A 15,355-nucleotide genomic window follows, 5' to 3' on the forward strand; every position below is an offset into this window, starting at 1 on the left:
CTTGTAGTTAAATACCCCTCCTCCCCGCACAGGCCTGCTGAGTCGGGTCATCAACACAGGTGCTTTACATGGATTTCAACCCGATCGACATTATCTTGCACCTCGATGTGTACCTCGATTTGCTGGTAACCAATTACGGGCCGTGGATCTACGCCATCCTGTTTCTGGTGATCTTTTGTGAAACCGGTCTGGTGGTTATGCCCTTCTTGCCGGGTGATTCCTTGCTGTTTATCGCAGGTGCCGTAGCGGCGGGCGGTGGCATGGACCCGGTGCTGCTGGGCGGCTTGCTCATGTTGGCCGCGATTCTGGGTGACAGTACCAACTACGTCATTGGGCGAACGGCCGGCGAACGATTGTTCAGCAACCCGGACTCCAAGATCTTCCGCCGCGATTACCTGGAAAAAACCCACGACTTCTACGAACGTCATGGCGGTAAAACAGTGACTATGGCGCGCTTCCTGCCCATTTTCCGCACCTTCGCGCCGTTTGTGGCCGGTGTGGCGCGCATGTTCTACCCACGCTTCTTTATGTTCAGCGTGTTTGGCACCATCTTGTGGGTCGGCGGTCTGGTGACCTTGGGCTACTTCTTCGGTAACGTTCCGTTTATCAAGAGCAACCTGTCATTGCTGGTCGTAGGCATCATCCTGTTGTCGCTGGTACCGATGATTATTGGCGTCATCCGTAGCCGCATGGGGCGTACCCCTTCCAAGGCCTGATCAGGACACATCACCATGTGGTCTTTAAGTGAATGGCGGCGCCAGCGGATTCTGGCGCAACACCCGGTCGCGCCCGACCTTTGGCATGAGGTGCGCCAGCACCTGAGTATCCTCGACGGCCTGACCGACGAACAGGACAAATGGCTGCTTGAACACAGCGTGTTGTTTCTGCAGAACAAACACCTGACGCCCATGCCCGGCGTAGAACTCACCGATGAAGGCCAGCTATTGCTGGCCGCGCAGGCGCAACTGCCGCTGCTCAACCTCGGGGATCTGGACTGGTATCAGGGGTTTCACGAAATTGTGCTGTACCCCGATGACTTCATCAGCCCCCAGCGCCATCGCGACTCCAGTGGTGTTGAACACGAATGGCAAGGCACGCACAGCGGTGAGGCCTGGCAGCACGGCCCAGTCGTGCTGGCCTGGCCCGGCGTACTCAGCAGTGGTGGCTGGGAAGGCTACAACCTGGTGATCCACGAACTGGCGCACAAGCTGGACATGCTCAACGGTGCTGCCAACGGCATGCCGCCGCTGCACCCGCACATGGTCATCAGTGACTGGACGCAGGCCATGCAACAGGCCTTCGACCACCTCAATAACTACCTCGACCATCACGCCGCCGACCACGCTCCGATTGACCCTTACGCGGCCGAAAACCCGGCCGAGTTTTTTGCGGTCACCAGCGAGTACTTTTTCAGTGCGCCCGACCTGCTGAACGCTGTCTATCCGAAGGTTTATCAGCAACTTGGCCTGTTTTATCGCCAGGACCCGCTGGCGCGTCTCACCCAATTGCAAAATGAACACCCGCACTACCGCGCTGCCCAAGCGTGACGCCGTAATACTAATACGCCTATAATCGCCGCCACTTTTTGGCCACATCGGCCAAGTAAACTGGCCTACAACGGGGGCACCGCCCAATGAGCTACAGCAAGATTCCGGCTGGCAAAGACCTGCCGAATGACATCTACGTCGCTATCGAGATCCCGGCTAACCACGCGCCGATCAAATATGAAATCGACAAAGACAGCGACTGCCTGTTCGTTGACCGCTTCATGGCAACCCCGATGTTCTACCCCGCCAACTACGGCTTCATCCCAAACACCTTGGCTGACGACGGCGACCCCCTCGACGTACTGGTCGTGACCCCTTACCCGGTCGCACCCGGTTCCGTTATCCGCGCGCGCCCGGTTGGCATTCTGCACATGACCGACGACGGCGGCGGCGATGCCAAAGTGGTTGCAGTCCCGCACGACAAGCTGTCCCAACTGTACGTTGACGTCAAAGAGTACACCGACCTGCCACCTCTGCTGATCCAGCAGATCCAGCACTTCTTCGAGAACTACAAAGACCTCGAAAAAGGCAAATGGGTGAAGATCGACGGTTGGGGCGACGCAGAAGCCGCTCGCACCGAGATTATGAAGTCGGTTGCGGCCTACAAAGGCTAAGCGCTGCTGAACAGGCAACGACCGCCTGCTCAAACATAAAAACCCCGGTTCACCGGGGTTTTTTTACGCCTGCTTAAACACCTCGAAACAGCCTGTTCATCACTCACAAATACACGTTATAGAAGAGCAGGAAATTTCCTCTGCACACCTCAGAAACGTCCTATCTTCTTTGGGTTTTTTTGAACGTTTGGTTTATTTAAACGAGTCGGACTAGTCCGTAAACTCCTCGTTCATGAATACATCCGGTGATCGCCTCAGAACACTCCTTCGAGAGTGCCGTTTATCCGCCTCGGACTTCGCGGCCAATCGCCGCGTTACGCCGCAGCACGTCAATAACTGGTTCAAGCGCGGCATCCCCATGGCACGTCTGGACGAAATCGCTGAACTGCTGTGCGTCAATAGCCGGTGGCTACGCACAGGTGAAGGCACCAAGCACCCTGGAACACCTATCGTGAACGATACGGCGCGAGCACCGACGCTTTACCCAAAGCCCAGCATCAACGGCACGACCACAGGTACCGGCACGGTCAACGTTCCGTTTTACAGTGAAGTGCTGAGCACCTGCGGGACTAAAACCCTGGTCGCTGAAATACCGGGCTGCTCCGTTCAACTGAGCAGCTCGATCCTGAGTGCCGTGAACGTCAGCCCTGACCAAGCCATGTGCGCGCCCATGATCGGCAACAGCATGGCGCACAAGATCAAGGAAGGGTCGACCGTGGCGATTGATCGCAGCTTGACCCAAATAGTGGATGGCGAAATTTACGCCCTTGAACTGGACGGCATGCTGTGGATCAAATACGCCTATCGCCTGCCCAACAACGGCCTGCGCTTGCGCAGCCACAACGACCAGGAATACCCGGACGAACTCTTCAGCGCCCGGCAAAAAGAAGAACAAGGCCTACGCATACTGGGCTGGGTATTTTGGTGGTCCACCGTGAACAACCCGCGCCCGCCTGTGCCCAACACACTGGAACACTAGGCAGCCGAGACGGCTTATAGAACACCCGATATCGGTTTTTCGCTGGGAAAAACCGCCAATACCCCGTATGCTTCGCCGCACTTAAACACCCCTGCGCCTCAACGCAGGCCTGGTTAAAGGGCAAAAACCCCAACACCTGGCCGCCACGCACGGGATGTACCGATTGCAGGCGAGCACGGTTTGCCAAAAACAAACCAAACCCGCCCCCGAGAAGCCGGCCACAAGCCGGCTTTTTAATGCCTGAACATCCAGCAAATAATAAGGGCCTTGTGTAGCGCACCCGCATTGCCCCGCCACCCATGAGTTGGCCATTCATTCGGGCGAAACGCTGGCTGTGACCCCCACACAGTCTTACCGTGATTCAGCGCTGCAATTGAATACGGTCTCATCAATTCAATGACGGGCTAGCGGCCGCTTGTGCCGAGGACAAACCAAATCCTGTGTGCGGGGTTAGTTGGCCACGACACGCGAACGCGTAGACGGTGAAGCAGTGGGCCTCCTCTGCTGGAGTCGCCCATTGCCTGAGCCGCACACCAAGGCCTGTGTGCCGCTCAGCAACGCCACCCTCAGTGAGAGTGGGACGGCACTGCTGAGCCGCGACAGCCGACGAGAAAGTCAAAGTCGCAGCCTTCATCGGCCTGTAAGACGCGGTCGATGTAAAGGCTCGCATAGCCGCTCGTGAACAGGGGTGCACGGGTGTCTGGCTGAAGTGTTTTCAGGCGCTCTTGCAGTTCTGCATCACTGATCTCCAGGTGCAGGCGGCCACCGGCACAGTCCACTTCAATGATGTCGCCATTGCGCACCGCCGCGAGCGGGCCACCCGCCGCCGCTTCAGGGGCCACGTGCAAAACCACCGTGCCGTAGGCGGTGCCGCTCATGCGGGCATCAGAAATACGCACCATGTCAGTGATGCCTTTGGCCAGCAGTTTGGGAGGCAACCCCATGTTTCCAACCTCTGCCATGCCGGGGTAGCCTTTCGGGCCCGCATTCTTGAGGACCAGCACACAGTTTTCGTCTACGTCCAGGTCCGGGTCGCCAATACGGGCTTTGTAATCATCAAAGTTCTCGAACACCACGGCACGACCCCGGTGTTGCATCAACGCCGGCGTCGCCGCAGACGGTTTTAGCACCGCGCCACGCGGCGAAAGATTGCCGCGCAAAATACACAACCCTCCATCTGCCACCAACGGATTGTCGAGCGGGCGAATAACCTCGTCGTTGTATTGCGGTGCCTGCTGGCAGTTTTCCCACAGGCTTTTACCGTTAACGGTCAAGGCATCCGGGTTGGGCAAAAGCCCGGCTTCGCCCAAACGCCGAATCACGGCGGGCAAGCCCCCGGCATAGTAGAAGTCTTCCATCAGAAAGCGCCCGGAGGGTTGCAGGTCTAGCAGGGTCGGTACATTACGGCCAATACGGGTCCAGTCTTCCAGGCCCAACGCCACCCCGATACGGCCGGCAATCGCCTTGAGGTGGATCACGGCGTTGGTGGAGCCGCCGATGGCCGCATTGACGCTGATGGCGTTTTCAAAAGCCGCTTTGGTCAGCACTTTGGACAGGCGCATGTCATCTTTCACCATGTCGACAATCCGCATGCCGGACAGATGGGCCAGGACATAGCGGCGCGAGTCGACAGCTGGGATGGCGGCGTTATGGGGCAATGAAGTCCCCAGCGCTTCGGCCATGCAAGCCATGGTGGACGCCGTGCCCATGGTGTTGCACGTGCCCGCCGAACGAGACATGCCCGACTCCGCTGACAGAAACTCGTCCAGGCTGATCTGGCCTGCCTTATAGGCCTCATGCATCTGCCACACCACGGTGCCGGAGCCGATGTCCTTACCCTTGTGCTTGCCGTTGAGCATCGGCCCGCCGGTCACCACCAAGGCGGGCACGTCGCAGCTGGCCGCCCCCATCAGCAGTGCGGGGGTGGTCTTGTCACACCCGGTCAGCAGCACGACGGCATCAATGGGGTTACCCCGGATAGCCTCTTCCACATCCATGCTCGCCAGGTTGCGGGTGAGCATGGCTGTGGGGCGCAAATTCGATTCGCCACTGGAGAACACCGGGAACTCCACTGGAAACCCGCCCGCCTCCAATACCCCTTTCTTGACATGCTCGGCTATTTTGCGGAAATGCGCATTACAAGGCGTCAACTCAGACCATGTATTACAAATACCAATAATGGGTTTGCCTTGAAACTCATGATCGGGAATACCCTGATTCTTCATCCAACTGCGATACATGAAACCATTTTTATCAGACGTGCCAAACCATTGCGCTGAACGCAAGGCTCTTTTGAACTCAGTCATCGCGGTTCTCTTTATTTAGAATGTTGTTCGCCCAACCTTAAACGGGATTAATCGAACAACTTAGCGTTGGGTATCCGGTTATAGACGCCGGTCTTTATTAATATCAGTGCCCTACTGCGGGATGTGCGGAGCCATGAGTTATTTCGGGCTCGGCTTCAAGTTTGATATCGGGCCGAATGAAGAATGTCAGAACAATGCCTATGCCCAACAGGCATAACGAGCCGGCAAAGGGCAGCGTCCAGTTACCGGTTTTATCCACCACATAGCCGAAGATGATGGGCGAGAGAATGCCCGCAACGGCAGAACCCGAGTTCATCAGGCCGGCGGCTATGCCGATGTGTTTCGAGGTGATGTCCATCGGAACAGCCCAGATCGGGGCAATGGTCAGTTCCAGGAAGAAGAATGCCAGGCTCAGGCAGGCCGCCATCACGAACAGTGAATCGACCATCATCACCGGTATAAGGAAAATCAGCGCCCCACTAAAGGCGAGGATGATGACGTTGCGGCGTGCCGCCACCAGATTGTGCGTGCGCTTGAAAATACGATCGCTGAGCAAGCCGCCGACCGTGTTACCCACCACACCGGAGAGAAAAACACCCGCCGAAAACAATGCAGAGCTTTTGAGATCAAGCCCGCGACCGTGCATGAAAAAGGTTGGCAACCAGGTGAAGAACAACCATCCGCTCCAGCCGTAGCAGAAATACACCCCCATGGTCGGCCCCATACGCTTGAGCAGGCGCACCCAAGGCGTCGGCTCCCGAACCGCCGAGGCCGCAATCACACTTTCAACCGGTAAAAGGGCTTCCTCGGTCTTGGTCATGCCGGGATGCTTGCGCGGGTTATCACGGAAATACCACGCGAAGATCACCAGCCACACAGCGGTCAACACGCCCACGATCAAGAACGAGCTGCGCCAGGAGCCGACCGCGACCAACATGGCCACCAACGGGGGCGTCAGGGCATTGCCCAACCGGGAAAACGAGTGGGTCAGCCCCTGAACAAACCCGCGCTGGCTGGTAGGAAACCAGGCCGACATGGCTTTGGCCTGGGCAGGCAAGGCTGCTCCCTCACCCACGCCCAGCAACATGCGCGCCAGCACCAGCGACACGAGGCCGCCAGAAAAACCGGTGGCCAGCGTTGCGATGGTCCAGATCGAGGCGCACACCAATAATGTTTTCTTGGCACCCAGCCGATCACTGAGCCACCCACCAATAACCTGGAATATGGCATAGGTATAAGCGAACGCAGCGAATATAAGACCCAGGTCGGTATTGCTGAGCCCCAAATCATCTCGAATAAGGCCGGCAGAAGCGGAAAGATTGACGCGATCAAGGTACATGATGAAAGACATCGCGCACATGATCGCGAGGATGTATCGGCTTATCTTGGGTATCTTGTTGGTCATTGCCATATCACCTTGTTATTAATATTGTCGGGCTGCCCGAAGGCGCTGGCACACGGGTTTACTGTTATGGGCTAAAGGTTTTAATGTCGGGACCGTTAAGGTGTTCGAACTGCAACCACAGCGCACTGTGATCAACGTCCCCTTCTCGCAGCACCAGGTCAGCGAACAGGTCGCGCACCAAGTGGGTTAGAGGTGTTTGGAAACATGATTCGCTGGCCGACTCAAGGGCGTTATCCAGATCTTTGAGCTGCATAGTGGCCCGCGCTCGGGGCGTGAAATCACGCTCGATCATCCGTTGACCATGAAGCTCCAACACGCGGCTTTGAGCGAACCCCCCGCGAATGGCCTGGCGGACCAGAGCAGGGTCGGCACCGCCACGCGCAACCATTTGCAGGGCCTCACACACCGCCGCGATGTTAATCCCGACGATGATCTGGTTCGCCAGTTTGGCCAACTGCCCCGAGCCGTGCGGCCCCACCAGCGTGGGGTTGCCCATGGCGTGCAGAACGGCCTGTACGCGACTGAAAACCGAGGGCTCACCCCCCACCATAATGGCCAGGCCACCTTGCTCAGCCGCCGAAACACCGCCCGAAACCGGGGCGTCGAGGTGATGGATACCGCGCTCAAGCAACCTGCTCGCGTGGTCACGGGCCTGCTGAGGCTTGATCGAACTCATGTCGATGACCACGGCACCCGGAGCCAGCGCTTGGGCGACACCGCTGTCGAACAACACCTCGCTGACGATCTCGCCATTCTCCAGCATGCAGACCACCACCTCGGCTCCGCTGACGGCTTCTACGGGGGTCGCGGCCCATAGCGCGCCGTGCGCGACAAGTGCCTGCGCCTTGGCCGCGCTGCGGTTCCATACCCGCACAGGAAAACCCGCGGCCAACAAGCACCGCGCCTGGGGGGCCCCCATGAGGCCGGTTCCCAAGAAAGTAATATTCAACATCACCACCTCCGCCCTTAGCGGGCCGCTTGCCGATGGGCCTTGGCCATGCGCACACAAATATTGAACGCTTGTTGCAGCCCTTCGATATTGGCGATGCCACGCCCGGCGATATCAAACGCGCTGCCACTGGCAGAGGTGGCCACCGGCACCGGCAACCCCCCATGCAGGGTCACGCCGTTGTCGAACCCCATCAGTTTCATGGCTATTTGCCCCTGATCGTGGAACATCGATACCACGGCATCAAAGTCGCCACGACGTGCAGCAATAAAGACCGTGTCAGGTGAGAAAGGCCCGCGCGCATCCAGGCCCATGGCCTTGGCTTTTTCAATGGCAGGCGCGATCACCTCAATTTCTTCCAGGCCGATCGAACCGCCGTCGCCGGCATGGGGGTTGAGTGCTGAAACGGCTATTCGCGGGCGCTCGATACCGGCTTGGGTCAACGCCGAATGGAGGATCTGCACAGCGTCCACTACACCTTCCTGTGTGATCAGGTCCGCCACTTCACGCACGGGGACATGGGACGTCACCCTTGATGTCCAGAGGTTGTCGGTAATGTTGAATTCACAGACGAACCCCGGAACACAAAAGCGCTTTTGCATGTGGCGCAGTTCGTCTTCCTCGGCCAGCCCTCCCAGGCGCAGGGAGTGCTTGTTCAGCGGCGCAAACAGGATGCCGTGGCACAGCCCCCGGTTAACGGCTGTCAGGGCCACTTCCATGGTCTCGAAGGACGCACGCCCTGCCTCAAGGGTGCATTGGCCCAAAGGAGGTGATTGCCCCTGTAGCACATCCAGGGCCAGCACCGTGGGCCTGCCCGGCTCGAAGCGAATGCTGTCGAGGTCGTGCACCACAAGTGCATTGAGATCAATCCCGGTAATGCGCTGGGCATCCGCGAGCATCACCGGGTCGGTGACAATCAGCAGGTTGGCGGCTTCAAGGTTGGCCTCACGGGCCAGCATTTTGACAGCCATTTCCGGGCCAACCCCTGCAGGGTCGCCCAACAAGATCGCGAGCGTCGGTCGTTGAGTGTTCATACAAGCTCCATTTCAAAGTATTCAGGGCAGGCCGCCCCACGGTAAAAGGCATGCCTGGGGCAGCCCTCACGAGGGTTCAAACGTTGACCGTGGTGGCCAGCCGGGGTGCAGAAAGGGTCAAGGCACAGGCCTTGAAAAACGAAAGATGTAATAAGGGCGCAGGGGGCAACACGAGGAGGGCTTTCAGAGTCACGGTGGTGCTCCAGCGTTATTATTGATCTGCAGACAGGCTAAACAGCCAAGCCATATGAAACCAATCGAATCTCGTCAGCGATCCATATACTTTTGTGTATAGTCACAGCATGAACCCACCTACCGATCTCGCCTTGTTGCTTCGCCTGCGCACCCGCCAACTGGCCTTGTTGAGCCTGTTGGATACCGAGCGCAATCTGGGCCGCGCGGCCATGGCCTTGAACATCAGCCAGCCGGCGGCCAGCAAGTTATTGCAACAAGCCGAAGACAGCTTTGGCGTCGCCCTCTTCGAGCGCCAGCCGCGCGGCATGTCGCCTACACCTCACGGTGAAATCGTGGTTCGTTACGCGCGCAGTGTGATGGCCGACTTCAGTGCCGCTCGGGAAGAATTACAGGCGATCAGTTCCGGTTTGCGGGGAACCTTGCGCATCGGAAGTGTGCCTGGGGCGGTCACCGAATTGGTTGCCCCGGCCTTGGCGGAATACAAGCGACGCCACCCTAAAGTCGCGGTATCCATCACGGTGGACACCAGCGATCTGATGATCCACCAACTGGCGCGCGGTGAAGTGGACTTGGTATTGGGCCGTTTAACGGAAGGGTTCAACCAGGGCGATTATGAGATCCAGCCGCTGCTACAAGAGGGGTTGGTGGCCGTGACGCGACACGACAACCCACTGCTGCAACGCGCACGAATCACCTTCAATGACTTGATGGGGGCTTCCTGGATTCTTCAACCTCACGGCTCACCGCAACGCCTGCGTTTCGACGCCGCGCTGGGCGAAGCTGGGGTCAGCAAGCGCCTGAATATCACTGAAACCGCCTCCACCATTGCGACGACTGCACTGCTGGAGTGTTCGGACATGGTGGCAATCATGCCCGCCTCCCTGGCTCGCCACTATGCGCGGCTTGGCGTACTGGGGGTTCTACCGCTGGATTTGCCCATCCGGGTCCCGCCCATCTACCTCATCCATCGTCAGGACCGCCCTCTGTCTAGCGCCGCGAACAGTTTCGCGGTGCAAATCAGTGGTTACACGCCCTAGAACAGCCGGCGCAGTTCACCAGAAACCCAAGCAAAAAAAAGCGCTGACAAACCTGTCAGCGCTGAGGAAAAGAGACCCGTCTGGCACCTATGCCAATCCCTTTTTACACGAGCACGCCTGTTTCGACCGCGCCCTTAATCATTCAACGGCTCAGCTCAAGGCTGGCCGCTTAGAGCAGTGGAATGCTGTAGCTGACAAAGACCCGGTTCTGATCCTGGTTACGGCTGGCGTCACTGTTGGACTTGCCGTTGCGCCAGCTAAACCCGACACCCTTGAGCGCACCGCTCTGCAGGACGTAGTCCAGGCTGATATCACGTTCCCACTCTTTCTGGCGATCGCCCGAGGTGGTCTTGATGTTGTCACCGGACAAGTACATGACCGAGGCTTTCAGGCCCGGCACACCCAGTGCCACGAAGTCATAGGCGTATTGACCAAAAACAGTACGCTCACCCGCTCGGGTAAAGCTCTGGATCAGGCGGTCGGTATACAGGTAGTTGCTGGCACCACCCGCGCCCTTGTCAACCAGGCTGCCCTGGTTCAGTTGGGTGAAGTTACTGCCATCCGAGACACTCTGGTAACCCGCTGTAATTGCATGGGCCCCAAGTGAGTAGATAAACGCTGCACTCCAGGTACGGTTGTCGATCTCGCCGTCACCGTTTTTGGTGTAACCGCCAATTCTGTAGCCAGAGGTGCCGGAGCTGTTTCTGCCCGAAGAGTCTGTCTTGAAGTAGCGCAAGTCGGTTTTCAACGACTGGTCGTCTGAAATCGAGAGCGTGTGAATCAACCCCAGGAAATGCTGGCTGTAGTAGTTCTCAAGGTTGGCATAGTAGTACTGAGCCAGCAGGTCTTTATTAACGCTCCAATCACCACCGGCAAAGTAGAACTGATTGCTTTCGCGCGTCCCGCCCGAAACGGCCAGGCCTGTCTGATCACTCGAACCACGCCCAGTGGCATGGTTGATCCGGCCACCGGTCAGGGTCAGCCCCTTGATCTCATTCGAGGTGATTTGGCCACCCTCGAACGTTTGCGGAAGCAGACGCCCATCGTTGGCAACCAGGATCGGCAATTTCGGAATCAGCGTGCCGTAGCGCATTTCGGTGTTCGACACTTTGACTTTGGCGGTCACGCCCAACCGGCTCCAGTCGTCGACGGCACGGTCGTCGCGGTTAGACGGAATCATGGTGCTGCCTACATGACGCCCTTTGCCGCTGTCCAGATTGATGCCGACCATGCCCAGCGCATCCACGCCGAAGCCTACCGTGCCTTCGGTGTAACCCGACTTGTAATCGAGCATGAAACCTTGTGCCCACTCTTCAGTTTTTGAAGGCGCAGCGGCCCCATCGCGGTTGTCATTATTGAAGTAGAAGTTCCTGATTCCCAGCGTGGCTTTACTGTCACCCAGAAAATCAGCATTCGCCTGGCTGCTTAATGCAATAGTGCCCAGACCGACCATTAAAACGATATGTTTACTGCCCACTTTTAACGCTCCGTTATTTTTATTGTTAAAGCACAACTTACAACCGGCCCTGACAACCCCTGTGGGTAAAACAGTGGGTCGCCAGAACACCTTTAGTTCCTTGACACTAAGGCCGCATACAACACTTAGAGGTTTAACCGCGGCGACCGCTCCCCCAACATCAAGCCATCGCGGTTAACGCCAGGTGCCCTGCGCAACAACTTGAGCCCATTATTCGAAGTGGTTGACCACCGTCTTGGTCACGATGAATTCGTCCATCGCCATAAGGCCTTTCTCGCGGCCATGCCCGCTCTTGCGAATACCCCCGAATGGCAATTCAACACCGCCGCCTGCGCCATAGCAGTTAATGAACACTTGACCGCCTTCGAGCCGTCTTGCCATGCGCTGCTGACGACCGCCATTTTCTGTCCATACGGAGGCGACCAGGCCATAATCCGTGCCATTGGCCAGTGCGACAGCATCATCCTCATCGTCAAACGGCAGCACCGCCAACACCGGCCCAAAGACCTCTTCATGGGCAAGCTTGTGGTCACGAGGAACGGGGCCGAAGACCACCGGGCGCACGTAATAACCGGCCTGAGGCAGGTCAGCGTCCATTTGAGCGCGGGCCAGTACCGGTAGCCCCGAGTCTTCACATTCCTTGATGAACTGCTGAACACGGCCGTACTGCGCTTTGGTGATGATCGGCCCACAATCCGGGTTGGTTTCTGGCAAGCCAACACGCATGTGCGAAAAGCGTTCGGCGATCAGCTTGACCGCTTTGTCGTAAATCGACCGCTGGATCAACACCCGGCTGCCCGCAGAGCAGGTCTGGCCAGCGTTCTGGATAATGGCACCGACCAGAATCGGCACCGCCTTGTCCAGGTCAGCATCGTCGAAAACCACCTGAGGGCATTTGCCGCCCAACTCCAGCACGCATTTCACATAGTGGGTAGCCGCCGCTGTCTGAATCGCAATCCCCACCTCAGGCGAGCCGGTGAAGGTGATCAGGTTGATGCCGGGGTGCCCCGCCAGTGCCGCACCGGCTTCGCGGCCAAAGCCGGTGACGATGTTCAACGCACCCGCCGGCAGCCCGGCCTCATGGGCAATTTCAGCCACGCGCAGGGCCGTCAGGCACGCGTCTTCAGCCGGTTTGATAACCGACGCATTACCGGTGGCCAGTGCGGGAGCCAAGGTGCGGCCCAAGGTCTGAGCCGGGTAGTTCCAAGGAATGATATGACCCACAACACCGCAAGGTTCACGCACCACACTGACGGAATAACCCGACAGGTAAGGGATGACCTCACCGTGCACCTTGTCGGCAGCCCCCCCGTAAAATTCAAAGTAGCGGGCCAGGGCTTCAATGTCTTTGCGCGCCAGAGCAAGCGGCTTGCCGGTATCTTTCGCTTCGATGGCCGACAGCTCATCAATATGATCCAGCACGCCCTGACCGATGCGGACCAGCACCCTGCCGCGTTCAGCGGCCGAGAACTGACCCCATGGGCCGCTCAGCGAAGCCCTGGCGGCGACCACCGCTGCATCGATATCCGCGGGCAAACCGCGACCGATTTCAGCGTAGGCCTCTCCGGTCACCGGCGAGTAAACAGGGATTGTCTGCCCACTGGATGCCGGTGTTTTTTTACCATTGATAAACATCATGCTCATAGTGATTGCTCCAGAGATACGCAATAGGTCGGCCAGGAGGCAAACGTGCCTGCGCATGGCCTCGCGGTTACCAATCGCATGTGCGCGCAACCCGCGGAGGGCGCAGCATGCTCATCGACCGGCGGGTAAATTATTCAAGCCCTTGGCTGTCAACCAGCCGTTGCGCCTGCCTGATCACAGGGGCATCCACCATTCGTCCGTCCAGGCGAAATGCGCCAGCCGATTGAGTACGTGCGGCCTCGATAACCCGGCGTGCCCAGTCCAGTTCTTCGGGGTTCGGCGAAAACGCCTGGTTAACCGGCCCCACCTGCGCCGGGTGGATGCACAGCATGCCGCACATCCCCATGTCCCGACCTTCACCCGCCATCTGTGCAAGGCCTTCAAGGTCTCCGATGTGCGTGAAAATCGTGTCCAGCGGCTTGGCCAGCCCCGCGTTGACGGACGCGAGAAGCATCGCGTAGCGAACGTGATCCATCACCTTGTGCGCGGCGTTGCTGCCCGCCTTCAGGCCAAGATCAAAGCCCAAATCCAGCGCACCAAAGGTCAAGCGCTCAACCCCCGCTGCGCCCGCAATTTCGGCAATAGCCAACACCCCTTGGGCGCTTTCAATCAGCGGCCACAGCGGCTTGCCACAGCGGGCCACGGCCTCGAGCTGAGCCTTGCTTTCGGCCTTCGGCAACATCACCGCGACCACTCCGGGGCAGGTTGTGCAAAAGGCTAAATCGGCCAGGTGCTCTGGATGCCCGACCGCGTTGATGCGCACAGCAACACGCACATCCGGTCGATCATTGAGGTAGGCCGCCAGGTGGCTGCGAGCGAGCGCCTTGAGGGCTTCTTCTACGGCGTCCTCAAAGTCCACGATCATACGATCCGCCCCCGTGGCGAGCGCTTTGTCAAAACGCTCTGGGCGGCTGCCCGGTACGAACAGTGCAGACCTGATCGGGTTAAGCGATATCATTAAATTGCCCCTTCAGATCGCAGCGCTTCAATTTGCGCAGTCGAACGCCCCAACGCACTGAGAATGGCATCGGTGTGTTGGCCCAGCGCCGGAATGGCATCCATGCGCGGTGTGAACGCACTGTTTGCACCGGGGGGTAACAGCGCAGGCAAGCTGCCCGCCGGGCTTTGCACCTCAACCCAGCGCCCACGCGCTTTTAGCTGCGGGTGCTGCCACACACCTTTCATGTCGTTGACCTTGGCGTTGGCAATCTGCGCGGTTTCCAGGCGCTCAACGACTTCGTCGATGGTCAGCGTAGAAAAGGCTTGCACGATGATCGCCCGCAACGCGTCACGGTTTTCCGAGCGACGTGCGTTGGCAGAGAACCGCTCTTCGCTTTTCAGCTCAGGTTGCAACAGCACATGCAGGCAGAACTGCTCCCACTCGCGCTCATTCTGCAAGCCGAGCATCACGGTATTACCGTCGCCCACCGCAAAGGGGCCATAAGGGTAAATCGTCGAATGCGACGCACCCGCGCGCGCCGGTTGCGGCGCATCGTTGTAGGCGTAATAAAGGGGGTAGCCCATCCACTCGACCAGGCTTTCCAGCATGCTCACGTCAATACGGCTGCCCAACCCCGTTTTTTCGCGAAGCATCAGTGCCGACAAAATATTGGTGTAGGCATACATCCCCGCAGCGATGTCTGCAATCGAACAGCCGGCCTTGGCCAGGTCGCCTTCTTCAGGGCCACCCGTGACCGACAAGAAACCGCCTTCACTTTGAATCAGAAGGTCGTAGGCCTTTTTCTTCTCATACGCGCCACCCTCGCCATACCCCGAGATGTCGCACACGATCAGTTGAGGAAAACGCTCATGCAGCGCCTCAAACGAGAGCCCCATGCGCGCCGCTGCACCGGGTGCCAGGTTTTGCACCAGAACGTCCGCCGAACCCAGCAACTCCAGGAGCACATCCTGGGCACCGGGCTTTTTCACATCCAGCGTCAGGCTTTCTTTCGAGCGGTTGGTCCAGACAAAATGCGAGGCCAGGCCATTGGTCCGCGTGTCATACGCACGCGCAAAATCGCCCACACCGGGTCTCTCGACCTTGATCACACGCGCACCCAGGTCAGCGAGCTGACGGGTACAAAAAGGGGCTGCGATAGCGTGTTCAAGACTGACCACGGTAATGCCATCAAGCGGCCGCACATTGGGGATTACGCTATTCATCGGTG

The 15,355-nt window shown here is 58.4% G+C and carries 13 protein-coding genes; 5 read left to right on the forward strand and 8 right to left on the reverse strand.

Features of this window, described 5'->3' with window-relative positions; all coding sequences use genetic code 11:
• The first annotated feature begins 68 nt into the window (after positions 1 to 68).
• The 4 genes from Q1W15_RS14275 (at position 69) to Q1W15_RS14290 (ending at position 3,140) form a co-directional block, all read left to right on the forward strand.
• Positions 69 to 716, forward strand: a complete 648-nt coding sequence (locus Q1W15_RS14275; RefSeq protein WP_300729611.1) for a DedA family protein — start codon at positions 69 to 71, stop codon at positions 714 to 716.
• Between the two features lie 15 nt (positions 717 to 731).
• Positions 732 to 1,547 carry a zinc-dependent peptidase gene (locus Q1W15_RS14280; RefSeq protein WP_300729613.1) on the forward strand — a complete coding sequence of 272 codons (816 nt, stop codon included), beginning with the start codon at positions 732 to 734 and terminating at the stop codon, positions 1,545 to 1,547.
• An 86-nt stretch (positions 1,548 to 1,633) separates the two neighbouring features.
• Positions 1,634 to 2,161, forward strand: coding sequence for an inorganic diphosphatase (ppa, locus tag Q1W15_RS14285; RefSeq protein WP_131652069.1), 528 nt, complete (start codon positions 1,634 to 1,636; stop codon positions 2,159 to 2,161).
• A gap of 232 nt (positions 2,162 to 2,393) precedes the next feature.
• A complete protein-coding gene (locus Q1W15_RS14290) occupies positions 2,394 to 3,140 on the forward strand; it encodes an XRE family transcriptional regulator (RefSeq protein WP_300729617.1) in 747 nt (248 codons plus the stop codon).
• 566 nt (positions 3,141 to 3,706) lie between these two features.
• On the opposite strand, the gene Q1W15_RS14295 is transcribed toward Q1W15_RS14290, so the two are convergent.
• From Q1W15_RS14295 to Q1W15_RS14310, 4 genes are all read right to left on the reverse strand, one after another.
• Entirely contained in the window at positions 3,707 to 5,446 is a 1,740-nt protein-coding gene (locus tag Q1W15_RS14295; RefSeq protein WP_300729619.1) for an IlvD/Edd family dehydratase, read from the reverse strand.
• Between the two features lie 103 nt (positions 5,447 to 5,549).
• Positions 5,550 to 6,851, reverse strand: a complete 1,302-nt coding sequence (locus tag Q1W15_RS14300) for an MFS transporter (protein ID WP_300729620.1) — start codon at positions 6,849 to 6,851, stop codon at positions 5,550 to 5,552.
• 64 nt (positions 6,852 to 6,915) lie between these two features.
• Entirely contained in the window at positions 6,916 to 7,803 is an 888-nt protein-coding gene (locus Q1W15_RS14305) for an NAD(P)-dependent oxidoreductase (RefSeq protein WP_300729621.1), read from the reverse strand.
• 14 nt (positions 7,804 to 7,817) lie between these two features.
• On the reverse strand, positions 7,818 to 8,834 hold the full coding sequence (locus Q1W15_RS14310; RefSeq protein ID WP_300729622.1) for a 4-hydroxythreonine-4-phosphate dehydrogenase PdxA: 1,017 nt from the start codon (positions 8,832 to 8,834) through the stop codon (positions 7,818 to 7,820).
• A 302-nt stretch (positions 8,835 to 9,136) separates the two neighbouring features.
• Between Q1W15_RS14310 and Q1W15_RS14315 the strand changes: the two genes are divergently transcribed.
• Entirely contained in the window at positions 9,137 to 10,066 is a 930-nt protein-coding gene (locus tag Q1W15_RS14315) for a LysR family transcriptional regulator (protein WP_300729624.1), read from the forward strand.
• A gap of 169 nt (positions 10,067 to 10,235) precedes the next feature.
• On the opposite strand, the gene Q1W15_RS14320 is transcribed toward Q1W15_RS14315, so the two are convergent.
• The 4 genes from Q1W15_RS14320 to Q1W15_RS14335 form a co-directional block, all read right to left on the reverse strand.
• A complete protein-coding gene (locus Q1W15_RS14320; protein ID WP_300729709.1) occupies positions 10,236 to 11,519 on the reverse strand; it encodes an OprD family porin in 1,284 nt (427 codons plus the stop codon).
• A 234-nt stretch (positions 11,520 to 11,753) separates the two neighbouring features.
• Positions 11,754 to 13,187, reverse strand: coding sequence for an aldehyde dehydrogenase family protein (locus Q1W15_RS14325; protein ID WP_300729627.1), 1,434 nt, complete (start codon positions 13,185 to 13,187; stop codon positions 11,754 to 11,756).
• Positions 13,188 to 13,317: 130 nt separating this feature from the next.
• Positions 13,318 to 14,145, reverse strand: a complete 828-nt coding sequence (locus Q1W15_RS14330; protein WP_300729629.1) for a CoA ester lyase — start codon at positions 14,143 to 14,145, stop codon at positions 13,318 to 13,320.
• Entirely contained in the window at positions 14,145 to 15,350 is a 1,206-nt protein-coding gene (locus Q1W15_RS14335) for a CaiB/BaiF CoA-transferase family protein (RefSeq protein ID WP_300729631.1), read from the reverse strand. Before Q1W15_RS14335 ends, Q1W15_RS14330 begins: the two co-directional genes overlap by 1 nt.
• Between the last annotated feature and the right edge of the window lie 5 nt (positions 15,351 to 15,355).

Source organism: Pseudomonas sp. (assembly GCF_030150285.1).
Lineage (GTDB): Bacteria > Pseudomonadota > Gammaproteobacteria > Pseudomonadales > Pseudomonadaceae > Aquipseudomonas.